This window comes from Psychrobacter sp. DM8, from assembly GCF_051307025.1.
Taxonomy (GTDB): domain Bacteria; phylum Pseudomonadota; class Gammaproteobacteria; order Pseudomonadales; family Moraxellaceae; genus Psychrobacter.
In genome coordinates, this window is the sequence record NZ_CP195539.1 from 1 (window position 1) to 22,664 (window position 22,664).

Here is a 22,664-nt window from a genome sequence, read left to right on the forward strand (position 1 = left end):
ATGAAATATCATATTGAAGGTATGGACTGTGCCAGTTGCATCGGCAAGATTGAAACAGCTTTGAAACGTATGCCTGGGGTTTCTGATGTTCAGCTAAATTTTGCTACAGAAACGCTAGAGCTAAGCTTGGCCCCTGATGCGCCGACTCAGGCTAGTGATATTGAAAAAACCATCAAAAGCCTAGGGTTCGGTATATCTGCCAATACTGGTCAACAAACTGTATCGGCTATTGATATTGACAGCGACAATCAGATGGCTCCGCAGGATAAGCGGTGGTGGCAAACTCAAAAAGGCAAACAGGTTGTTGGTCTCGGTATTTTGATGGGCAGCGCTTATGCACTGTCACTACTGTTCCCCGCTTATGGGATATGGGTGTTTGCCATCGCTGTGATTGTAGGCGTTTTTCCATTTGCACGCAAAGCCTTAGCACTGGCTAAAACAGGTTCATTCTTTTCAATTGAAACGCTGATGTCCGTCGCCGTGCTTGGCGCACTTATCATTGGTGAAGCTGAAGAGGCCGCAGCGGTTGTCTTTTTGTTCTCAATCGGTGAACTGTTTGAGAGTATCGCTGCTGATCGCGCTCGCGCTGGCATCAGAGCCTTATCATCGCTGGTTCCGAAAAGTGCAATTTTACTTGATGCTCAAGGTGGGCAGCGTAACGTTCCAGCGACTTCATTACAAGTGAATGACCTTGTGCTGGTGCGTCCTGGAGATAGGGTATCTGCTGATGGTTCCATTGTTCAAGGTGCGTCCAGCCTTGATGATTCGCCCGTGACGGGAGAGTCTGTTCCTGTTGCCAAGACGATGGGTGACAATGTATTTGCAGGGTCAATTAACATCGATGGTGTGCTCCAAGTGCGCGTAGAAAAGACAGCCGCCGATAACACCATTTCGCGCATTATTGAGCTGGTAGAGCAAGCCCAAGCCTCCAAAGCACCCACTGCCCGTTTTATTGAGAAATTCAGTCGCTATTACACACCGGCAGTGATGGCTATTGCCGCACTAATTATTATCATTCCACCGTTAGCCATGGGTGGAGATTGGTCGACTTGGTTGTATCGCGGTCTAGCACTGTTGCTGATTGCCTGTCCCTGTGCTCTTGTACTATCAACACCCGCTGCCATCGCCTCTGGTCTTGCTGTTGGTGCGCGCCGTGGCTTGCTGATCAAAGGCGGTAGTGCTTTAGAAACTATCGGCCAAGTGAAGACGGTCGCTTTTGACAAGACAGGCACTTTAACTGAAGGCAAACCACGCGTGACCGATGTTGTTGCCTTTACACAAGAGGACTCAAGTATTCAAGGTCAGAATTCTCAAGGTCAAGATGAGATATTGGCACTTTTTGCCAGTGTGGAGACTGGTTCTAGTCACCCACTTGCTGAAGCCATTGTCAGCCATGCTGAAGCCGCTAAAGTTGTTATACCTGTGGCTTCCAAAGCTTCTGCTACTGCGGGTAAAGCGGTACACGCAACTGTCGCGGAGCGCGCGCTAGCTATCGGTTCGCCTGTTTACGCAGCCGATGAGGCATTGATTTCATCCACACAACAGGCGCAAATTGAGGCGCTGCAAAATGAGGGTAAGACCGTCTCTGTTCTTTTCGATGAGCAAAACCGTGAAGTGCTTGGATTAATCGCGCTAAGAGACGAATTACGAGACGACGCTCATGAAGGTGTGGCTCAGCTCAAAGCGATGGGTGTGCGCTCCGTCATGCTAACAGGCGACAACCGCTTAACCGCTCAAGCACTTGCCAGTAATTTAGACGTGGAATGGGAAGCTGAGCTTTTGCCTGAGGACAAACTGCGCCTGCTTAACGAGATGAAGAACAACCGCAAAATAGCGATGGTTGGTGATGGTATTAACGATGCGCCAGCGCTAGCAACTGCCGATGTTGGCATCGCGATGGGTGGTGGTACCGATGTGGCCATTGAGACGGCCGATATCGCATTATTAAAAAGTCGTGTTACGGATATGGCTCATCTCATCGCACTTTCACGTGCCACCATGCGCAACATTCATCAGAACGTCATTTTCGCTTTGGGTCTCAAAGGCGTCTTTCTGATCACGACCGTATTCGGCATTACTGGACTATGGATTGCGGTTCTAGCTGATGCTGGAGCAACAGTGCTCGTTACTCTTAATGCGTTACGTTTACTGCGCTTTAAGGGAGCGCCTCCACTGGTAAATCCGCCTAAAGTAGTTAAATAAAACCCTTCGAAATCAATTAAAAACTAGAGATAGCAGCAGATTTCGGGGGTGGGTTCTAATAATAAAAATTCCACCGCCACAGTAAACTGCAACCGCATTAGAGTAAATAAGGTTAGACCGTATGTTGATTACAGAATTGGGCTATTTTGCCTTGCTTACCGCTTTTGTATTGGCGTTATTGCAGGTAATTCTGCCAACTATTGGTGTTATTCATAACCAAGTTGCTTGGCAACGACTAGCCCCTAGCTTAGCTTGGGCACAGTTTGCCGCCATGATAACGTCATTTGGCGCTTTGATAGCAGGTTTTTATTATAATGATTTTAGCCTCAGTTACGTCGCGCAGCATTCCAATACGCTGTTGCCTTGGTACTATAAGTTATCGGCGACATGGGGCGGACACGAGGGCTCTTTGCTGCTATGGATGACCATCATGGCCACATGGTGTGCACTGGTATCATACTTTAGTCGCGGCTTGCCGTTATCAATGCGTGCGCGGGTATTAGTTATTTTGGCCGGTGTACAGTTAATGATGCTAACGATGCTGATATTTACCTCGTCACCGTTTGAGCGTACCTTACCCAATCTAGCGGTCGATGGCGCTGATTTAAATCCTGTCCTACAAGATTTCGGTCTGATTATTCATCCGCCCATGTTATATATGGGCTATGTGGGTATGGTAGTACCTTTTGCATTTTGTATGGCGGCATTGTGGGAAGGGCGTTTAGATGCTGCTTGGACACGCTGGTCACGTCCATGGGCGCTCGCGGCTTGGGGGTTTTTGACCATTGGTATTGCACTGGGCTCGTGGTGGGCCTACTACGAGCTTGGCTGGGGCGGTTGGTGGTTTTGGGATCCGGTAGAGAATGCCTCGTTTATGCCTTGGCTTGTCGGCTTAGCATTGCTGCATTCATTAGCAGTCACTGAAAAGCGCGGGGTGTTTAAAGCATGGACCATTATGCTGGCTATTTTCGCCTTTGCCTTAAGCTTGCTTGGCACGTTCCTGGTACGCTCTGGAGTCCTTACCTCAGTGCATTCGTTTGCCGCTGATCCGACGCGTGGTTTGGTTATCTTAGCTATTCTTGGCATTATCATCGGTAGTGGTCTATTAATGTTTGCCGTTCGAGGTTGGCGTTTAACCGTTGAAAGTCAATATCAGCTGATTTCACGTGAGTCCTTTTTAGTGATCAACAACGCCATCATTTTGATTGCAACCTTAGTGGTGCTGCTCGGCACCCTTTACCCTATTATCGCTGATGCCTTTGGTTTAGGACAAGTGTCCGTTGGCCCTCCTTATTTTAATGCATTATTTGTACCTTTAACGTGGCTGTTATTAATAGCTATGGGTATGGGCTCAAATATTCGCTGGAAAAAAGACACCCGTCCACTACTGGGTATAGGCATGGTCATCGCCGTTAGTAGCTTAGTATTAGCTGCCATTATTACTTACTTTGTTAATCCATCGTCTATGCTTAATATTGGTGTGACTTTAGCCGTTAGCTTTTGGGCACTGCTATGGATGGCAGTTGATTTTAAAGATAAAACTAAGAATGCGCCTAATCTTTTTAACGGTTTGCGGCAGTTGCGTCTGAGCTATTGGGGTCAACAGACTGCTCATATTGGCGTATTGGTTGCTGTCATTGGCATAGCCTTTACTAGTAGCCTGAGTATTGAGCGTGACGTAGCAATGGGTATTGGCGATACAGTCAATGTTCAAGGTTACGATTTTGAAGTAACTGAATTTTTTGAAATAAAGGGTAGTAACTTTGATGCAACGCAAGCGCAAGTCGTGGTATCCAAAGACGGTCGTGAAGTGGCGAAACTGACTCCAGAAAAGCGTACTTATATTATCAGCACGATGCCAACGACTGAAGCCGCTATTGACCCCAGTCTTATGCGCGATGTTTATGTCGCACTGGGCGAACCTATTGCCGATGGTAGTAACCAATGGGCATTAAGGATTTATGTAAAACCATTAATTCGCTGGATTTGGTTAGGGGCAATTATCATGGCTCTAGGTGGATTAATTAGTATGCTTGATAAACGATACCGCATCAAAAAAGTTAAAGCTCCGTTGCTAGTTACTGGTAGTTTGGCTACTGATGGAGTCAATGAGGTAGCTATTGAGCAGGCAATCTCAGCATCGACGATGTCGACACTAAAGGAGAAATAAATGACTATGTCGAATAACACTCCTGAGCAAAAAGATAGCCAAAACAGTAAGCAGCGTAACCCAAAGGCAATGAAAAAAAAGCAGATGAAGCTATGGTTCTTAATTCCGCTTATCCTCTTTTTTGGTTTGGTAGTTATATTGTACATGCGCTTAGGTAAACCAACAGACATTGTGACCAATACCGCTCTTGAGCGTCCGGTTCCTGCCTTTGAGCTGCCGTTATTAGCAGATACTACCCGTACTATCACCAATAATAATTTGCCAGATAAGCCGTTTTTACTTAATGTTTGGGGCTCGTGGTGCCCAACTTGCATTATTGAGCATCCGTTTTTAATGCAACTAGAAGAGCGCGGCATTGATATCGTTGGTGTGAATTATAAGGATGAGATTGGTAATGCGCTCAGTTACTTAAACCAAGGCGGTGATCCATTTTCTATGTCTATTCAGGATTCATTGGGTCAGTTTGCTCTAGACTTAGGCATAACTGGTGCGCCCGAAACCTTTGTTGTGGATGGAGATGGCATCATTCGTCAGCATATTGTTGGTGAGATTAATGAAGCCAATTGGCAACAGCGTGTTAAGCCGTGCCTGACCGTACTTAATGAGGCTAATAAGAACAACGATAGTCCTGATCTCATTCAGGTTGAGGAGATGTGCAAATGAACGTTACTCGAATAAGAGCTCCTCAAATAAAACTCAATATAATTTTAAAACTAGCAAGCTTAATACTAGCGTGTCTGCTTAACATGACGGCAAACGCAGCTATTGACGTATACGATTTTGATTCACCACAGCAAGAAGCTCAGTATCGTGGATTAATAGAAGAGTTTCGCTGCCCAAAATGCCAAAATCAAAACCTTGCAGCCTCTGATGCACCGATTGCACAGGATCTAAAGCAAAAAGTCTATGATTTAATTAAAGATAGACGTAGTGATGCTGAAATACGCGCCTATATGCAAGAGCGCTACGGTGACTTTATTAGCTACAAGCCGCCTATGCGACCATCGACATGGATCCTATGGTTTTTTCCACCACTATTATTGCTCGTCTTAATTGTTGGTTGGTTTTGGCAAAGTAAACGCCGCCAAGTTGTCGCCCGTGGCCAAAACGGCGTTACAGTGAACAGTACTGCTGCCTTGACCTCTGCGGAAAAGGCTGAGCTTGATCGTCTATTATCGCAAGCTGAGAATGTCGACCACGATATTACTAGCATAGAGGACAAAAAATGACTCTATTTTCTACTTTTGGCTTATTTGTAGCTCTAAGCTTGCTGATTGCTCTTATATTTGCGCTAATTGCTATTATGCCATGGCTACGAGCACCGCGTTTGCAGTCCAAACCAATAGACAATCAACTGCTAGATATTAATGTTGCAGTATTTCGCGAACGTTTAGCTGAGCTACAAACAGATAAAGACAGCGGTACTATTAATAATAGCCATTATCAAAATCAAAAGCTGGAACTGGAGCGTCAGCTATTAGATGCGCAGCGTCAGATAACACCTATGGTCACCCCTGATGTCAAAAGCCGTTTAATTGTCGCAGCTTGGATCCCAATATTGGCTGCAATGGCGTACTTACTAATAGGCAATCGTACGCCCGTGTTTGATTTGTGGACAAGCGAGGACAAAGTAGGACAAGTGGCTGATGACCTATTGACGGCTAAGATTGATAAGCCACCAAAGTGGGCGACTGAAAACGGTCGTCAGTTGATTAGCGCTATGCAGACCAACGTCCATCGTAACGCTGATGATCCTAATCGCTGGATGCGCCTATCTGAACTTTTCTTATCGATGGAGGCGACTGACTCTGCGTTAGAAGCCTTATCGCGTGCCTATCGTTTAGCACCTGATAACGAGGAGATTGCTACTACTTATGCTCAGACTAGTTTTTTTGTTAATGAAGGTCAGTTAGACGCCAATATTCGCCGTGTATTACAAGCTATATTAGCTAAGAATCCGCAGCATGAACGGGCTCAAATGCTCATGGCAATGGGTGAGACTCGTAGTAGTAACTTTGCCCAAGCGCAAGGTTGGATTAAACGCTTACAAGGCAGCATTGTGGCCAAACCAGGTGATCATACTAAAGCTTTAGCAAGCTTAGATGAGTTAAGCAACTACGTTAGCACGCAAGAAAAGCAAGCGCTAGAAGGTATTGACGTGACAGTGAAAATTAACGCTAATTTATTACCGTTAGTGAAAGCTGATGATGTGTTGTTTGTTGCGATACGTGACGTTAAAGGAGGTCCACCGTTTGCCGCCAAACGTTTACCCATTAGTATTATCAAGCAAGGTGAGGCTAGTATCCGCTTAAGTAATCTTGATGCGATGATGCCAGATCGCACGTTAAATTCAGCTCGTAGTGACAAAACTCAGTTAGCAGTCGTTGCTCGTATTAGTCATAGCGGTAATGCCATAGCAGAATCAGGCGACTTATCGGGTAATCCTATAATGATTAGCGTTGAACAGACTCAGGTTAATGTTGAAATCAATCAACAGATTCCCTAATAAAAAATTATTACCGTAAGTTTCATAATACCAGAGCGGTAAGTGGAGCCGTTTATGAAAGTGGCGCGATTAATAATCGTATACCAAAAACATATACGTTTAACATTGTTCATTGTATAAACATAGATAAAGGAAACAACTATGACTGAATCTACCGACAGATTAGATAGTACTAAATTGAATAGCGTTGAATCGGCTAGTACTAATATTGCTGACAAGAAGGTACCTATAGCTGTGAGTAGTACTCATCAATCGATTGACTCTAAAACCATAAATCATACGCCTAAAGCTATGTACGTGACTTCAGGCAACTCAATAACACCTAAAGATAAGTTGGACAAAATGCCAAAAATGGTTGCCAATGGCAGTCGCGCTTTTATCTGGTATTTGTTGGCGATAATGGTATTAATACTTGATCAATGGACTAAGTGGTTGGCCCAAACCACATTAGCGTTCAATGACCCCGTACCGGTCATTGAACCATTTCTCAACTGGACACTCGCTTATAACTATGGGGCAGCATTTAGCTTTTTAGCCAACGCTGGCGGTTGGCAGAAATGGTTTTTCTCAGGCGTAGCTTTTGTAATGGCTATCTTTTTAACGGTTTATTTAATCAAAGCGCCACGTGCAGCCAAGCTATTATCTATGGGGTTGGCCTTAATGCTTGGTGGTGCGATTGGCAACTTAATCGATCGTTTAAGAATTGGTAAAGTGGTTGACTTTATCCATGTGCATTATGCTGATGTCTGGAATTATCCTCTTTTCAATGTTGCAGATATAGGTGTCTGTGTCGGTGTCGCATTGATTATAATTGACATGATATTTTTAGAAAGTAAGCGTAATAAATAAGCACATTGATGCCGATTATCACAAACAAAATGAACTAGCGTCGTATTCACTCTATACGGAAAAATACTTTTTATACTTGAGTATGTTTATAAAATGTGAACTGGAAGGTAATGTATGACTGGTATAGGTACTCACTCATTTTAGGTCTTAAAACTCAATACTTAAAAGCTCTGCGTAGAGCCATTATTATAGAGACATTGAATAATCCATAAATTCTTTATTGATAATAACAAAAGGAAAATACAGTGTCACAGACTCAGCCAACTATTGAAAAAATTCACAGCCTTAGAAAAAAAACAAGAGACAGCGTTAAAAAGTCTTACCCTTATAGGCTATCTAGAAGGCACCTCTTTCTTATTATTGCTCTTCATCGCCATGCCACTAAAATATATGATGGACATTCCAGAAGGTGTGAAATACATCGGTATGGCACACGGTATGTTGTTTATTACCTATATCATAATACTTATAGGCTCAGCTATCAAAATGAAAATGCCTCTTTGGGCAATACCTGCGGGCGTACTCGGCTCACTCTTACCTTTTGGCCCATTTATATTCGATCATTTACTAAAAAAGAACTTGCAGGAAAATGTAAGTAAAGAAGCCTAGAACAAGCTCTGCTACAAATGCCACAAACGTATTGTAGTGGCATAATGAAATAGGACAGTAGATAAGAGATACCATCTTAAAAAAGCCAAATCAAGTGTTAATTAGCTCAACTCTTGCTTGGTAAGGTTGCTGATGTTTAACCACGCCGAAACAAATATGCACAAGCTTACGCATCGCCGCACAGACAGCCTGCATTTTGCACTTACCTTTAGCAAGCAGTCGCTCATACTGCGCCTTAATGTCGGGATTATGCTTAATGGCGACTAGCGCCGGCATATACAATTTAGCTCTTACGGCACTTGAGCCATTCTTTGCTAAGCGAGACTTGCCCTTAAATAGCCCTGATTCACTATGCTTGGGAACTAGACCTAAAAAGGCTGCCATTTGCGACGCTTGACTAAACTGCTTATTATGCATCAGCGACATCATCTGCTTTGAGACAACAGGGCCGACGCCTTTAATAGTTTGTAGCAGATATTGGTCTTGCTTTAAATTGGGATGACCATCGATATGGTCATCAATATCACCATTGAGCTTAACAATGGCGGCTTGCAAAGAGACTATCATCTGCTCAATAGACGCTTTAACGATAGGAGCGGTGTCTGTGGCCTCCGTTTTTTCCAATCGATTCAGCTCACGTTGTAAGTCTTCTTGTAGCGCGTCTAAGCGCGACAGTAAAGACTTGAGGTGACGCGCCTCTGCTGGCGGCGGTGTCCACAATTTAGGCTTAGCACTATAGGTGTAGCGGGCTAATAACATACTATCTTTTTTATCCGTCTTGTTGCGACTTCCTAAACTAGCAGCATAGCTTTTGACGTAAGCAGGATTGATGATGCTGACGTTAAGCTTTTTATCAAATAGGTAGTAGGCGATGTTCTCGTGATAGACGCCTGTGGCTTCAAGGGTTATGTGGATGTTGTTTAAGTCATCAGTAATGTTAGCAATTAGCCAGTTGATAAGAGCAGCATAGTCACTGTGATCATTTTTAAAGAATTTAGTTTTGAATTTTAGTTTGTCAGTGTCTTTGAGCCATGCAATATCTAGCTTATTTTTACTAACGTCTATGCCTATATAATGTGTCATCTTATTGTCTTCCCTTGTTTATGCAGTGTCACTCATGGCATCTGATAAGATGTCGAGGCACTTGGATACCATTCAGAATATTAAGATGATAGGATGAGCATTGGGCATAATCTCTTACACAGTGTCTAGGCACTAAGGTTATACTCATACTCTCAATGCTCATGAATAACTGCTTTATTTTATCAACTTTCATCGATAGTATTAAGCGATTATTCAAGATACAAGGTTATACTATCACCAAGACTGGAGAGAAGATATGACCACCAAACGCGGACGCTACAGCCAAGAATTTAAGCTAGAAGCCATTAAACTGGTTGAAGATCAAGGCAGGAAGATACCAGAAGTAGCCAACTCATTAGGTATCGGCAAAACCACCTTAGAGAATTGGGTATATAAATACCGTAAAGAACAGCAAGGTGTCATGCCACCAGAAGGCAAAGCCCTAACGCCTGAATTACGGCGTATACAAGAGCTTGAAAAACAGGTCAAGCAGCTTAAGATGGAGCGAGATATATTAAAAAAGGCATCTGCTCTGCTAGCCCAAGATAATCTCAGCGTCTATCGCTAATAACCAAGCTTGCAGAGCATCATAAGCATATTAGCAAACACAAGCTATGTGAACTGTTTGGGGTTGTTAGAAGCAGCTATTACAACAGTACTAAATCTAGGTCTATAGACATTGAACTTATAAGGCTCAAAGCCTTAATCAGAGAAGTATTTGAGCAGTCAAATGGCTCGGCTGGTGCAAGGACGGTATCTGCTATCGTCACGCATCAACATGACATTAAACTCACACGCTACAGAGCAGGTAAGCTGATGGCACTAATGGGGTTGATTAGTCGACAGATAAAATCACATAAGTACAGGCGTTGTGAAAAATTCCATAAAGTTTATGGAAACATACTAGACCGTCAGTTTGCGCCCACTGCACCAAACCAAGTGTGGACAGGTGATGTTACTTATATTCGTATCAAAGGCGGATGGTGTTATTTAGCCATCGTTATGGATTTATATGCTCGACGTATTGTTGGTTTTGCCTTGTCAGATAGCCCGAATACCCAGCTGACCACATCTGCACTAAAAATGGCATATCACATAAGACTTGAGCCTAAAGGCGTGCTGTTTCATTCAGATCAAGGCAGTCATTATACCAGTGAAGAGTATGCTAAATGCGTAGCCAAGTGCAATGGTATGTCGCATAGTATGAGCCGACGAGGCAACTGTTGGGACAATGCACCTACAGAGAGGTTCTTTAGAAGCTTTAAGACAGAGTGGATGCCAAAAAACGGCTATGACAATATTGATGAGGCTCGGCAGGCAGTAAATGATTATATTTGGGGCTATTATCAAAGTGTAAGACCACACAGCTTTAATGAGTATTTAACACCGAGCGAGAAAGAGAGACTTTATTTCAACAAAAACCTCTTAAGTACTGTCTAAAAATATTTGACCACTACATATCTTATTACTCAAGATTATTTTTCCTAACTAAATCACAAGCCGCCATCACTCATCATGGCGACAAATGAATAACATTGAGCAGAAATTAATCACAATAAAACTTTAATTCAGACCCAGTATGAATAGCCTCACACTCCAGTTACTTTTCGAACTTATCTTACATACTATCGACAAACCCGTCTTGTTTAAAAGCTAAACAGGTTTTGTCATTCGCGATGGCTTTCCTGCTATCGTAGGGTATACCCCAAGGGAACCATCTAAAAGGCATCAAAAACCGATTAATAGACGACTTAAAATAGACTGCTGTAATGGAACTACTTATAACAGACTATTGTACGTGTTTATGTTTATCAGAGCGTGTCTACGAGCGTCTACCAAAGAATAAGATGCCAAGCGTACCAAAAACGAGCTTATACAGTTTGCTACTGATCATGATCACAAAATTGCCGCCTTCTATGTCGAAAACGAATCAGGCGCAACTTTAATACGTCCACAGTTAATGTAAGTGATCGATGATGCCTATGAAGGCGATATAATTTTGGTAGAGCAGATTGACCGCTTAGCACGTTTAAACCAAGCTGATTGGGATACTCTCAAAAGAATGCTATTAGAAAAGAATCTGGGGTAGTATCAAAAGAGCTACCGACCTCCTATATGACGCCTCAATCTGAGAGCAGCACTGAATTTATGAGCAGCGTATTACAGTCCATTAATTCGATGATGCTTGATATGCTCGCTGCTATTGCTAGAAAGGACTATAAAGACCGACATAACCGTCAGGTGCAAGGTATTGCTCATGCTAAGACAGAAGGTAAATATTTAGGGCGTAGGAAAGATACCGAAAAGCGTAAGATTATTGCTAGCCTCCTAAAATCTGGGCATAGCTATTCTGAAATACAAGCTACAGCTGAGTGTTCGCGTCAGCTGATAGCTGTTATAGCTAAACAAATACTCAAATACTCAAATACTCAAATACTCAAATACTCAAATACTCAAATACTCAAATACTCAAATACTCAAATACTCAAATACTCAAATTTTAGGAGCTGTAATAATTCTTGTCAAACAAAAGTAATCTGTTATCAAAGTTCCTTTAACATATTCTATTTTTAGTAGTTTATTAGCTTGAATAGGGTCAAGAAAAATATTGATTACTTTTCAGGCTACGGTATTTTCGCCGAATCGTTTTACAAACGAATCATCATTGGAACGATAATATTGAGACTAGCTTGAGCTTGATTATCAAGGCAGACTTTCCTGCGTATAGCAGGGTTCGTCTAACTATTCAAACCATCTGCTTCATCTTTAAAGGTCTCTACAACGATAGAGAAAATATCGTCCCAAACCTCATCATTTGCCAAAAACGGATAATCCTTCAGTAGCTTATTACTTTTAGCACCCTTATTTTGTAGCATGCTGCGAATGATTCTATCGGCATAGCTGTTGGGCATCTCAACAATCTCTTTTATCGCCAGTCGTGCATGGTCATGCTTTCTTAGGTACTGTGATTCGTTATGCATCTCTTTTTCAATAACATGAGCAATCAGTCCTGATAAGTACTGAACGTGAGGCGTTAGATCCATGAAGCGCCATGCAGGTTGAATCAGGTGAGTATTTCCAAAATTTAAGTTTGAGCGAATACCATCAGGGTAGGTAACTGCCTGTTTATCAAAGCTGTAATGATCACGGATTTGCTTCATGAGCGGCACAGAGACACGGTCTAAAATCTTATCATAGGCATGCCGGTCTGAGGGATGCTCGGCAATGGCTTGTGATATAGGTAGGATAATCGGCTCATGAATGACCTGGTCTCGCCTGAGGACGTCATTAATTAAAAAGCGATGTACACGGCCATTGCCATCCGCCAGCGGATGAATATATACAAAGGCAAAGGAGGCAACCGCACTACGCATCAGTGCTGATTGTCCCTCAGTCTTTTCCATAAATACCTGTAATCCTTCTAACTTATCAGCAATGTCATCAGCTGGTGGAGCAATATAATGCACAATTTCTTTAAAGCCATTGACCTGAGTATGCGACACAAAAACTGGTGATTGACGGACACCATACTGCTGGATAACCGTTTTGCTACCGAGTATCTCTTGTTGCAACTCTGCTAGTGATTCAGGATCAAGCGGAATGTCACCGGTGCCGGTACGCCGTGCCATCACATCGGCAAAACGTTCAATGCGTTTTAACTCTTTTCCCTCACCTTCTATAGTAAAGCTGGCTTTACTCTCTCGTAGGGTCATCCATACGGAGGCGCGCATCAGTAAGTCTTGCCCAAATTCATCGTTAAGTTTGTCAACCATTGTGGCAATATTGAGTGCAGCTGCTTGCGTAAAGGCCTCTGTTTTTACCAGCATCGGACAGAAATGACGGGTTCCTGCTAGATTGTCATTGATACGCCAGCGAGCGTTCTTGATGACCTGCGAAGGACTTGAAGTAACCAACTTCTTGGTAACCAAAGCATCCACATAGTTACCGCCTATATTACTCGGTACCTCTAAATGCTTATCCATGAGCCACTCATACAAGAAAGCCATTCTACGGGCATAGCTGCCTGTCGGCTCAGCGTTTACCCATGCTTGCACGTCATTTGCCCCTATCTGCTCAAATAGACGAACCAGTAACTCTAAATTCAGTACTTCATGACGCATGTGAAACTGTAAGTGCGCAATGATAGTGTCCAGTGGACGTGCGGTTTCCTGATAAGCGTTATGAATGACGTCACCGTCTTTATAGGTTTGCCTGCGCCCACCGATACTACTGCTGACATATAAAGGCGAAACCAGCTCTATGCTGGCATAACGGACAAGCCATGCTGCGCCAATAGGATCTGAGATAGGGGTATTCATCATGAGTGGCTCAAGCGATTATAGATAAGCCATTTTGCGCAAAAACAATTATGAATGCAATATAATGATTATTATAAAGCCTTATTGCATTAAAACGATTTTCTTATGACGTTGCGATGCCTTTAAATCAAGACCAAAGGTCACGTTGAGTCGATATTTAAAATACCTCAGCTATTGACCTGCTTTAAGACACGATAAACGGTAGCTACGCCAACACCAACCGCCTTAGCGATCTCTTCTTTTGTCATATTGTTTTGACTAGCCAATGCTTTAATACGATTGTGTTTTGCGGTATTGGCTTTCTTACCAGTGGGTTTATAGCCACTGTTGGCCAATCCTTGTTTAATGCGCTCTCTACGCTTGTCATTATCAAGCTTTGCCATGGTCGCTAATAAATCGATCAGCATATCGTTAATCACTTTTAGGATCTCACCTGTCATACCGTCACTCATCGTATGTGTGGTTGGTAGATCAGCCACCACCAATCGTAAGCCCTTATCTTTAATACGCTGCTTTAGAATCGAAAAATCATCTTGAGATAGTCTGCTTAATCTATCCACGCTTTCAACCAATAAAATATCGCCTTGCTCGGCGTCCTTTAGCAACTTAGCTAAGATTGGTCTATCGAGCTTTGTACCACTGAAGTGCTCAACGTAATCAACATAGCTATCACCATAGCGGCTACTGAAGGCAACCAAATCTATTAATGCTCTAGTAGCGTCTTGATCCTTAGTGCTGGCTCTCACATAAATACGAACGGTCATAATACCTCTTTGTATCAGTTAGACTTAATAATTGATGTTCATTGATAATAGCAAGATATTACTATCATTTAATATCAAATAAAAGTCAAATGATAGATAGGTTGTCGTTTAGAAGTTTTATGTTTTGGGTATAGGCTAATGATAGGAAAAAAGCACAGCAGCCAGTCTTATAATTCAAAAGTCTGTTATAGATGGTTCCATGCTAACAGTCTGCTTTAAGTAGTCTGTTAATAAGTTTGAAAGATAAAATAACTGGTTTCCTTGGGGTATACTCAAAATTCTTAGAAAATATGACTTCTCTTAAAATACCTCGGAGCTGGAACTTTAACCATTTGTAATAAAAGACAAATAATCATTAGAAACATACCTAGCCAACCAATAGGAGAAAAAATCTCTCCAACAACAATAACCGCAAGTATTGTCGCTACGATAGGCTCCAATAATGTAATTAACGTGGCTTGGCTTGCCTCAATGGCTTTCAGTGCTTGACCAAAAAGCAAGTACCCTATAAACATAGGTGCAATTGCCATGTATAGAGCAGCTGTTATATGTTTAGCATCTAAAAATAGATTATCGCCTGTAAATAGTAATGAAGGTAACAATACTATTGCGGAGAGACCAAACATACTTGCCATTGCAGATTTAGAGTCCACCCCTGTCTCTATCAGTTGCCGTGCTGACCACGAGTACGTGGCATAAGTTAATCCTGCAACCAAACCCAGTAATATTCCCCATTTTTGATGGTTCGCCACTATATCTAGGTCAATATTTTTAGTTTTTCCTATAGTCAGTAAGCTGACACCAACGGCACCAAATAGAAAACTTACTACCCATTTTTTATTAATCCTTTTATTGCTGATTAGACGCTCCATTATTACTGTAAAAAATGGAGCGCTAGCAATTGAGATAACTGTTCCAATAGCGACACCAGCTAGACGCATAGAAGAATAAAAAGCTAATGGATAAATGGCAACACATGTCGCTCCTATTAATAAGGCCTTGGGCTGAGAAGTTAATTTTATTTTATCATTAATTATGTGTTTTCTAGCGTTTACTACTAGCAGTACACCACCTATACCCATTGCAAACGCACCAGTTGCTAAAGGACTGACATCAGGCGTAAAAGCGGATACAGTACCTGTTGTACCCCAAAGAATGCTAGCAATAACTACAAATACAACAGCGCTCAAACTGGATTTCACCTGAAACATAATAGGTACTCTCAAGGTTATATTGAATAATACTATTATAGAGAGCTATTAATATCGGATTTTGCAGATTGGATGGTTTTGTTGATTGGTCAGACGCGTTTTACTTAGAAAACTCTAGAAGGTGGGATACCGAAATACTTTGAGAAACGGCGACTAAATGCACTGACATTAGCGTAACCAACTAATTCAGCAATGATAGAAATGGGTGAGTCAGTATGCAGTAATAAAGCTTGAGCCTTTTGCATTCTCAGCTCTGTAATGTACTCAGTTACTGTCTGACCCGTCTGTGACTTAAAGTTCTTTTTAAACTGTGTAGCACTCAAACAAGCAATATTTGCTAAAGCGTCTATAGATAAGTTATTAGAAAGGTTGTTATTAATATAGTCCGCTACTTCTCTAATTCTATGGTCATACTGAACGAATAATTTTTGTTCTTCTAGAAGTTTGTAGAAAGTAGTAAACATCAATGATTCAATTTCAGCATGAATTTGGTTCTTTAACTGGCTTTCAGCAAACTCTAAAAATAATATTAATGTCGAGCTGATTGAAAAGACAATTTTTTCCGAATCAAGGATATGATCTGGTAAAGAATCTGTATCAACAACAATGAACTTTGCATTTTCTTCAGCATTAAAATAATGTTTTTCGTATGCTTTGACCACAACACATTCCCGTGGAGTAACTTTACCAATATAATTTTCAACCTCAATGTTTATAACGCCTCGAAGCGGTAAAACAATTTGATGAAAGTTATGAGAATGCCCTTTAGTTTGACGACTATAGGATCTAACTGAGAGAGTGCTTATCATTTCTTTCTCTATAGCAGCGCTTACGGTAAATAAAAATAACGATCCAAAGGCTCACTGCATGTACACAACGAAGTATACCGCGACTACCTAAATAACTCAATATACCGACATCATTAGCCTACAGCCAAAAATTCGAGTCCTCACTAGGGAACCGAGCCAGTGAAAGCACTTGACTGGTTCGCTATAGGCGTACAGTAAAATATGCGCTATGAAATTTCTCGCATATCGATACGTTTGTTTTTATAGCGCCCGTGGAATCTACTAACATCAAAATTAATCTCATTAATTGCGGCACGGATACCTATTTGTGGAATTGGTTTGCTATAAAGGTAACCTTCTCCAACATTTGAATTTTGAAAGAAGCGCCCTATAGGGTCAATCATCAAATAAGAGTCTGTCATCTCATCATTATTTTCAGAAGATATAACGTCACTAAAGCTTTGATGACGCTCTAAAAACCTAGCAAAGTCATCTTGAGAAATATTATTGTCGTGAGTTAAAACTGGTAATACTTTGAAAACCTTCCATTTATCAGGAGCGACTTGCTCAATGAACCGAGACAAGTCTTCTGATTTATTTAAACTGCTAACTACTGTATTTATTTTTATATCAATTCTTGGATTGATCTTCTTTATAGCCTTAATATCTAATAATACCTTATGAGTATCCATGACTTTACTTTTTTCTATCCTACCAATTTTTGTATTAGTATCACTATCCAATGAGTCAACACTAAAACCAATGCTGCTAAAGCTATCTGCGATAAGCTCTATTAGCTCACTATTCAACCGACTACCATTTGTTATTGCTGAAAGTACAAAGCCTCTTTGTCGAGCGTGATGAATGATTCTTATAACTTTTCTTGTATTGAGGAACGTTTCGCCACCAACAAGGTTTAGTCGCACGCTCTTAAATTCGGTCATATATTTATCGTTTAGAATCGACGGTAACCCTTGTATTTCATCCATGAGCTTACTGACAGACTCATTATCATTGAGTAACTCATTTTTTTGTTTATCCCACTTAGCAAAGCAGTAATGACAATGATAATTGCAAGCTTCCGTGATATGCCAGTTCACTACCAATTCTGTTTTATATTTTTCTTTATAATCCATGGCTATTACCTATTATGTTAAGACCGCTAAGCACATTCAGCTACTTAGCGGCTTTATAGTTGCTATATCATTTAATCAAAAAAACCGCCTAAAATACCACCTATTACCGCTCCAGCACCTACTACTGCTAGTGCTGGTAGAGCAATCGGTGCAGCTGCGGCTGTCGCAGCTCCAGTTGCCATGAAGCCTAATGCAGTCGTCCCAGACACTGCTCCTGTTGCGCCTACTAAAGCAGTGGTTCCCACAGCACCAGAAGTACCCAATGCAGCACCACCTATAGCACCCGTAGCACAACCGGCCAATCTACCTACAGCAATACCTGATGTGGTAGTTCCTGATAAGGCTTTTGCCGAACTCGCGACCAATCCAGTCACTTGTGCAGCAGTAGATGCTGTTCTTGTTGCGTGATAACCCGCCGCAGCGGCTGTTGTTGTGTATGTTAGAGCTGATCGTACTTGCTTACTTTCACCTCTTCCTGTGACACACCAAGTTGCAAAATGCTCACAGTTGTTAAATGCAAGATTATAGCTATCTTCGCCTACACGGCTAAGAGCCCTCTCTACAATCTCACTGCTCGAGTACTTTAATTTATGAGAAGGATGTTGGACTATATAATAGTCTATCTCGCCACCTAGAAACCTCTCAAGCGTAGTGACTTCCAGTGCGCCTTTTTTAAAGGCTTGTGCAAAGCCACTATAATGGACCACCCTACCATCTCCACAATAAATTCCGTGATGAGAGTAACCCAAGCGATATGTCTTGATATGTGAACCAGCTGTTAGTTTTTTCACGATAATTCCTTAAGTTTGATTAGTATTTTTTGTAACTGTCTACATCATAAGCTGTGATTAGGGCAGCGTTATCCACCACCACCACTACCCCGCCCTTTGCTAAAATTTTCAAAGCTATCTTTTTCTGCACCAATAATCTGTTACGCGCCTTATCAATAAGCCTAGTGACATTAAAGTGCTTAAACTTAGTCTTAAGGCGATCTAGTTTAGTGATACGAGCGTTCATCTTACTGACAATGCTTCGAATTATTTTTCTCGTAGTAATGAATTTATCTCCCTTTATCTCGCCATGATCTATAGTCCACTTGACCATGGCACGACTGATGCCTCTTTGGGCGATGCGTTTTTCAAAATGGTGGGTTGGCTTTAGCATAGCGATCTCCGTATTAATATTAAGTTCTTCGTCTTAGATGAGTACATAATACACTAGATAAGTTTTTTTACTAGTGTATAATGACATTTTATCTTATTAATTAACCGCGCTATTAGCCAACTTGAAAATTAAATTGGTAAACTATATTAATTATTTAGTTTTTTGACTACCAATATACGTATATTTACATAATCTTCATGAGAAATTCGATTATTTTCAAATTATTAGATAAGATATATTTTTAAGCAGTCTATGTGACAACTTATCTTAGTTTACAAAATATTAACCATTAGGATTCTTTATGCATTCAAATCAACTGTTCACTGCTACCAGCTTTAACCGTCAATCGGAAAAACTATCTGACAGCACTATAAAGAGCAATCTCGAGTACTTAAAAATCAGACCCAAGGACATAGAGGACATAGTTAGAGACGCACAAAATACTTATAAGATGGTTTTTGAGCAGGTTTTCTTAGTGATGCGTTATGTTAGATACCTGATAGAAGATGAGTGGAATGCTCTAGCTGTGCGAGGAAGGATGAAATTCTTGATGACAGTGTTTGCCGAACAAGAAAACACGGATCAGCAAACACTGGATAATATGAGAGAGAATATTTTGCAGAAATTAGAGGGTAATGTAGGTAGTAATGACATCATTGCTTATTTGCAGACGTTAGAGTCTGATGCGAGCAGTGCTATATTGAGAGGAATGCAAGAAAATGGTATAGCGTTTGCACCCATTAAATACGTTCTTGGTCAAGACGTATCAAAATCATACCCTTACTACGATATGTATATGTGTCTTCATCACCCTTTGGATATTTTCAAAATGCTTCTAAGACAGAATAATTATGAGGCGTCTGATATTGAAAGATCAATATATTACAAGATTAAATCTCATGCTGACCATGTCAACCCTAAAGGAATTAGGCTACAAAGCATATCAGAAGAGCAATATCAGCATATGCTTAAGCTTGATAAGGAAGGTAGCCTTGCAAAAATTGTAGACGAATATACTCCACACAATAAAGACAGTATTTTAAGCGAAGTAAGGAGTGATATAGCTATTGAGCTTGGACGGTGGGCTACAGAGGTTTTTGATAAAATCTCGAACCCTTCTTATGGTAAGACAAAAAATAAACTGGGGCAAAAACAGATAACCTTTGATGACTCATTTAAGATAAATATTGGTTCAGACCGCACGGTTATTGATATACAGTCTGGGCTAGTAGGCAATTTAAACAAAATTAATCAGCTAGATGACCTTTTTGATAGTATTAAACTCGCTGTAAAGGCTAAGCTTAAGTCCCAGAAATTTTCTGGCCGTCCACATCGAGCTGAAGAGCGCTTCAATAACGAGGAAGCATTAGCTGATATTAGTGCTTGGTATGATAGGTATTCAACTGAGATGTTTAGACGGATTGATCAGATCCCCAAAGCCATTGTTTCTATCATCTATTTTGATTTAGAAAGGGGGATACCAAGTTTGAACCATGTATTTCGAGATGCGCAAGAACTTAAAAACGCTTATGAGAGTGTACAGGAAAAGCCAGCTGCGAAAAAAGCGAGCCCAGTTAAGGAGCGTAATTTACTGATTACATGTATCAACTCGTTAAATTTATACTTAAATAATGATAAAAGCCAAGACAATCTCAACAACCTAATTCAAAGAGTTCAAGATAAAGACACTCTTGGTATCAATAATTTATATCGGCTAAATAATCCAATAATGTCGTTATGGACTGTTTTTAGTGAGAATAAAGACGAAGATGATAATTTAACAGGCAGTCTAGATGCTAGTTTTGGTGAGACAGAGCAAGAAAAGATGATGTATCGCTTTAAGACCGTACCCTTCTTCTTTAAAAGAAAAGCAAACATAGAACTTCGTGAGCTAATCTATAGTATTTCAAGTCAATCTAGTACTGAGAACCCAGTACCATATCCTTACAACTCGGCATTTCCTCTACCTCTATGGATACGAAAGCCATCAATAACGCTAACTGATAGTGCTGATAGCAGTATTGATGCTGAACCTAAATCACCAGAAATAAATGATTAATATATTCAGCTGTCTCTTTCATAAACCCAGCTATTATAATTGATAGCTGGGCTTATCAACTCATAGCTCTACTTGCTCATAACTTCTCATTAAACCAATAAACGCCGCCTCAAGCACACCAATCGCCTCATCATCAACGATTAACCCCTCATCTATCTGGCGCTGTACCCATACATGAAGCGCCTCATCATTATAGAAAATCGGATTCACGCCCAATATTTTGGCCAGCTGTGAACCTTGCTGTATTTGTAAGTTTTCAATAAGTTGCTTGGTTAAAACTTTCACATTGTGATCAAACCAAGATGACGTTGTTGGCTGCTGCGCTGATGTATACATAATAATCTCCTGTAGATTAATTAGATTTTATAATTAACTAAACGTTCTGCTACAGGTAAAATTATACACACATTTTAACTCATTTCAAGACAAAATAATCTTCTATAGATTATTTTATACGTTTAAAGACTAAACGTCTAAATCTTCAGTAAGTTCATATAGATCGCCTACCTCGATATCGAAATAGCGGCATAATGTTTCGATCACCTCTAAATCAACTCGAGTGGCCTCTTCATGATACATGCGCGTAATTGTGCCTCTGTTGATAGAAGTGTCTCTTGCAACGTCTGCAATTTTCAGGCGCTTCTCACCCATTATCGTTGATAAATGACACTTAACCATTACCATCTCCTATTTCAAATATAGTGCTATTAGCATACAAATTATTCGCTAGATACGCATAGTGCTATCAAGTAGTGCATTTTACTACGTGTCATATCGGTTTAATAGTAAGACCTATCCAATACTAATAAGCACAGTACTTTCGGTTGTACTTATTAGTGGTTTGAGATAATATACTTATATAAGTATTTACTCATTTGAGTGTATGAATACATAATCATCATAAGGCTTTTACCATGAAAGTAATCGCAGTACTGAATCAGAAAGGTGGCAGCGGCAAGACCACGATAGCCACGCATTTAGCGCGTGGATTGCAGCTTCAAGGTCATAGTGTGCTATTAGTCGATAGTGATCAGCAAGGCAGTGCTCGCGATTGGAGAGCCGTTGACGAAGACAATCCTGTACCTGTCATCGGCCTTGATAGACCAACCCTAGATAAAGACCTAAAAAACGTCTCTAATAAAGAGTTCGTTGTGATTGATGGCTCGCCACAAGCGACTAATCTGGCACTATCTGCTATCAAAGCCGCTGACTTCGTTCTGATACCAGTACAACCAAGCCCTTACGACGTGTGGGCTACAAGCGATCTTGTTGAACTTGTGCAGCAGCGCATCGAGATGACTGATGGCAAACTCAAAGCCGCGTTTGTGGTATCTCGCGCTATCCAAAACACCAATATCGGCAAAGAAGTCGCCGCAGTGCTTCAAGATTACAACCTACCCGTACTTGATGCCAGAATCGTACAGCGTGTTAGCTACCCAAACAGTGCTTCAGTGGGTAAAACGGTATTTGAGACAGAATCTGCTAAGAGCAATGCCGTGACTGAGATCACGCAGCTGGTCAACGAGGTTAAAACGTTTTTTGATAAGGAAGTAGAGTTATGAAAGCTGGCCGCCCAAGTAAAGATAAAAAAGACGCGCTTGAGTTGTCTGACGTCACTGATAAGCCTAAAAAGAGCACACGAGTCAATTTCAATCTTGATGAAGACACCTATTTTGAGCTTAAACAGTACGTGCTCGATAATCGTACAACTGTCACTAAGCTACTCACTGAGATGATTGAATCACGGCTTAATGAGCGTTAATAGCACGTCTATATTATTGATTTATAAAAATTAATTTTCAGG

General features: G+C 41.1%; 21 protein-coding genes and 1 pseudogene. 12 read left to right on the top strand and 10 right to left on the bottom strand.

Features of this window, described 5'->3' with window-relative positions:
• The 7 genes from ACR64J_RS12520 (at position 1) to ACR64J_RS12550 (ending at position 8,336) form a co-directional block, all read left to right on the top strand.
• The gene (locus ACR64J_RS12520) at positions 1-2,202 is read left to right on the top strand and encodes a heavy metal translocating P-type ATPase (protein WP_435951092.1); all 2,202 of its coding nucleotides are present in this window, start codon (positions 1-3) and stop codon (positions 2,200-2,202) included.
• 121 nt (positions 2,203-2,323) lie between these two features.
• Positions 2,324-4,372: a heme lyase CcmF/NrfE family subunit gene (locus tag ACR64J_RS12525; RefSeq protein ID WP_114701930.1), complete on the top strand. Its 2,049-nt coding sequence runs from the start codon at positions 2,324-2,326 to the stop codon at positions 4,370-4,372.
• Positions 4,373-5,035, top strand: a complete 663-nt coding sequence (locus ACR64J_RS12530) for a DsbE family thiol:disulfide interchange protein (RefSeq protein WP_114701929.1) — start codon at positions 4,373-4,375, stop codon at positions 5,033-5,035.
• An 83-nt stretch (positions 5,036-5,118) separates the two neighbouring features.
• On the top strand, positions 5,119-5,601 hold the full coding sequence (locus ACR64J_RS12535; protein WP_371532842.1) for a cytochrome c-type biogenesis protein: 483 nt from the start codon (positions 5,119-5,121) through the stop codon (positions 5,599-5,601).
• Positions 5,598-6,878 carry a c-type cytochrome biogenesis protein CcmI gene (gene ccmI, locus ACR64J_RS12540; RefSeq protein ID WP_435951093.1) on the top strand — a complete coding sequence of 427 codons (1,281 nt, stop codon included), beginning with the start codon at positions 5,598-5,600 and terminating at the stop codon, positions 6,876-6,878. The genes ACR64J_RS12535 and ccmI overlap by 4 nt, the downstream gene beginning before the upstream one ends.
• 141 nt (positions 6,879-7,019) lie before the next feature.
• Positions 7,020-7,727: a signal peptidase II gene (gene lspA, locus ACR64J_RS12545; RefSeq protein WP_133104927.1), complete on the top strand. Its 708-nt coding sequence runs from the start codon at positions 7,020-7,022 to the stop codon at positions 7,725-7,727.
• 267 nt (positions 7,728-7,994) lie between these two features.
• On the top strand, positions 7,995-8,336 hold the full coding sequence (locus ACR64J_RS12550) for a DUF3817 domain-containing protein (RefSeq protein ID WP_102076232.1): 342 nt from the start codon (positions 7,995-7,997) through the stop codon (positions 8,334-8,336).
• Positions 8,337-8,426: 90 nt separating this feature from the next.
• On the opposite strand, the gene ACR64J_RS12555 is transcribed toward ACR64J_RS12550, so the two are convergent.
• Positions 8,427-9,419 (bottom strand): IS110 family transposase, encoded by a 993-nt coding sequence (locus ACR64J_RS12555; protein WP_435949141.1) that lies wholly within the window; start codon positions 9,417-9,419, stop codon positions 8,427-8,429.
• A gap of 256 nt (positions 9,420-9,675) precedes the next feature.
• Between ACR64J_RS12555 and ACR64J_RS12560 the strand changes: the two genes are divergently transcribed.
• Positions 9,676-10,859, top strand: a protein-coding gene (locus ACR64J_RS12560) for an IS3 family transposase (RefSeq protein ID WP_435951094.1) whose coding sequence is annotated in 2 segments (ribosomal slippage) — positions 9,676-9,967 and positions 9,967-10,859 — 1,185 coding nt in all. Because the reading frame shifts where the segments join, the coding sequence is not laid out codon by codon here.
• A gap of 433 nt (positions 10,860-11,292) precedes the next feature.
• Positions 11,293-11,825, top strand: a pseudogene (locus ACR64J_RS12565) (recombinase family protein); the annotation flags it as partial.
• Positions 11,826-12,157: 332 nt separating this feature from the next.
• Here ACR64J_RS12565 and ACR64J_RS12570 read toward each other — a convergent pair.
• The 7 genes from ACR64J_RS12570 to ACR64J_RS12600 form a co-directional block, all read right to left on the bottom strand.
• Positions 12,158-13,741, bottom strand: coding sequence for a Fic family protein (locus tag ACR64J_RS12570; protein WP_435951095.1), 1,584 nt, complete (start codon positions 13,739-13,741; stop codon positions 12,158-12,160).
• Positions 13,742-13,905: 164 nt separating this feature from the next.
• Entirely contained in the window at positions 13,906-14,502 is a 597-nt protein-coding gene (locus ACR64J_RS12575; protein ID WP_114701980.1) for a recombinase family protein, read from the bottom strand.
• Between the two features lie 281 nt (positions 14,503-14,783).
• Positions 14,784-15,713, bottom strand: a complete 930-nt coding sequence (locus ACR64J_RS12580) for a DMT family transporter (protein ID WP_286797631.1) — start codon at positions 15,711-15,713, stop codon at positions 14,784-14,786.
• Between the two features lie 104 nt (positions 15,714-15,817).
• The gene (locus ACR64J_RS12585) at positions 15,818-16,522 is read right to left on the bottom strand and encodes an AraC family transcriptional regulator (protein ID WP_286797629.1); all 705 of its coding nucleotides are present in this window, start codon (positions 16,520-16,522) and stop codon (positions 15,818-15,820) included.
• 206 nt (positions 16,523-16,728) lie between these two features.
• Positions 16,729-17,637, bottom strand: a complete 909-nt coding sequence (locus tag ACR64J_RS12590) for a viperin family antiviral radical SAM protein (protein ID WP_435951096.1) — start codon at positions 17,635-17,637, stop codon at positions 16,729-16,731.
• A 71-nt stretch (positions 17,638-17,708) separates the two neighbouring features.
• Positions 17,709-18,428, bottom strand: a complete 720-nt coding sequence (locus ACR64J_RS12595; RefSeq protein ID WP_394213694.1) for a lecithin retinol acyltransferase family protein — start codon at positions 18,426-18,428, stop codon at positions 17,709-17,711.
• 19 nt (positions 18,429-18,447) lie between these two features.
• The gene (locus tag ACR64J_RS12600; RefSeq protein WP_435951097.1) at positions 18,448-18,801 is read right to left on the bottom strand and encodes a hypothetical protein; all 354 of its coding nucleotides are present in this window, start codon (positions 18,799-18,801) and stop codon (positions 18,448-18,450) included.
• Positions 18,802-19,102: 301 nt separating this feature from the next.
• Here ACR64J_RS12600 and ACR64J_RS12605 point away from each other — a divergent pair, with 301 nt between their 5' ends.
• A complete protein-coding gene (locus tag ACR64J_RS12605) occupies positions 19,103-20,860 on the top strand; it encodes a hypothetical protein (protein ID WP_435951098.1) in 1,758 nt (585 codons plus the stop codon).
• A gap of 60 nt (positions 20,861-20,920) precedes the next feature.
• Here the strand turns inward: ACR64J_RS12605 and ACR64J_RS12610 are convergent, their stop codons facing one another.
• Positions 20,921-21,196, bottom strand: coding sequence for a hypothetical protein (locus tag ACR64J_RS12610; protein WP_435951099.1), 276 nt, complete (start codon positions 21,194-21,196; stop codon positions 20,921-20,923).
• Between the two features lie 129 nt (positions 21,197-21,325).
• Positions 21,326-21,538, bottom strand: a complete 213-nt coding sequence (locus ACR64J_RS12615; protein ID WP_435951100.1) for a helix-turn-helix domain-containing protein — start codon at positions 21,536-21,538, stop codon at positions 21,326-21,328.
• Between the two features lie 236 nt (positions 21,539-21,774).
• Between ACR64J_RS12615 and parA the strand changes: the two genes are divergently transcribed.
• Positions 21,775-22,422 (top strand): ParA family partition ATPase, encoded by a 648-nt coding sequence (gene parA / locus ACR64J_RS12620; RefSeq protein WP_435951086.1) that lies wholly within the window; start codon positions 21,775-21,777, stop codon positions 22,420-22,422.
• A complete protein-coding gene (locus ACR64J_RS12625) occupies positions 22,419-22,622 on the top strand; it encodes a hypothetical protein (RefSeq protein ID WP_025643755.1) in 204 nt (67 codons plus the stop codon). Before parA ends, ACR64J_RS12625 begins: the two co-directional genes overlap by 4 nt.
• The last annotated feature ends 42 nt before the right edge of the window (positions 22,623-22,664 follow it).